Annotated in this window: 1 protein-coding gene; it reads left to right on the plus strand. The window is 65.3% G+C overall.

What is annotated here, in order from left to right:
- The first annotated feature begins 154 nt into the window (after positions 1 to 154).
- Positions 155 to 1,225 (plus strand): IS30 family transposase, encoded by a 1,071-nt coding sequence (locus DEU32_RS16815; protein WP_373682839.1) that lies wholly within the window; start codon positions 155 to 157, stop codon positions 1,223 to 1,225.
- The last annotated feature ends 7 nt before the right edge of the window (positions 1,226 to 1,232 follow it).

Below are 1,232 nucleotides of genomic sequence, written 5' to 3' on the forward strand. Positions count from 1 at the left end.
AGGGGGTGGTTGCAACACCTTGAGTTCGAGGTGGTGGCGTGGGGTGTTTCTTCGCGAGCAGCAGCAGGTGTTCTGGTCGGCGATCCGGTCGGGTGCGTCGACGGTGGTCGCTGCAGAGTTGATCGGGGCCGGTCAGTCGCAGGGGCGGACGTGGATGCGGCAGCGTGGGGGCATGGTGCCGGCGTATCTGCTGCGGGATGTTTCCTCACGGTTCTTGTCGCCGTGGGAACGGATGATGATCACTGCCGCATTGCGGCAGGGAACGTCGATTCGTGCAATCGCGAAGATGCTGGGGCGGGCTCCGTCGACGATCTCGCGTGAGATCCAGCGGGGCCGTTCCGGTGGCCGTCCCTACGACGCTCGTATCGCGCAACACCGCACCGAGGTGCGGCGTGCTCGTCCCGAGCCCTCGAAGCTGGTCCTGGACCCGATCCTGCGCGGCTGGGTCCAAGACGGGCTGGACCGGAAGTGGTCCCCGATGCAGATCAGCCGGAAACTGGTGCGAGAGTTCCCGGCGGATGAACGGATGCGAGTGAGCCACGAAGCGATCTACCGGTCGATCTACGTTCAGGCTCGCGGCACCCTGAAACGAGACGTGCAAGCTCGGCTGCGGACCGGCAGGACACTGCGAAAACCCCGGCAGCGAGTCGGGAGCGATGCTCGGTCGGTGAACCGGATCCGGGAGATGATCACGATCTCCGAACGGCCCGCGGAGATCGAAGACCGCGCTGTCCCGGGGCATTGGGAAGGGGACCTGATCATCGGGAAGGACAACGGTTCCCAGATCGGCACCCTCGTGGAACGCTCGACCCGGTTCACGATGCTGCTGCACCTTCCAACGGACCGCCGCCCAGAGACCGTCGCGCAAGCGATGATCGCGAAGATCCGCACCCTCCCGAAACAGCTCATCCGTTCGATCACGTGGGACCAGGGCATCGAGATGGCAGCGCACCACAGCATCACCGTCGCGACCGATGTCGACATCTACTTCGCTGACCCGCACTCACCCTGGCAACGCGGTAGCAACGAGAACACCAACGGACTGCTCCGGCAGTACTTCCCCAAGGGCACCGACCTCGCCGTCCACACCGAAGCCGACCTCGACACAGTCGCCGCGGAGCTCAACGGCCGACCCCGCCAGACCCTCGACTGGGACAGCCCAGCCGAGGCCCTGACCCGACTACTCTCAGAACCCCAACAAGGCGGTGTTGCAACCACCCCCTGAAACCGCC

This window comes from Curtobacterium sp. AG1037 (assembly GCF_003349855.1).
Classification (GTDB): Bacteria; Actinomycetota; Actinomycetes; order Actinomycetales; family Microbacteriaceae; genus Curtobacterium; species Curtobacterium citreum.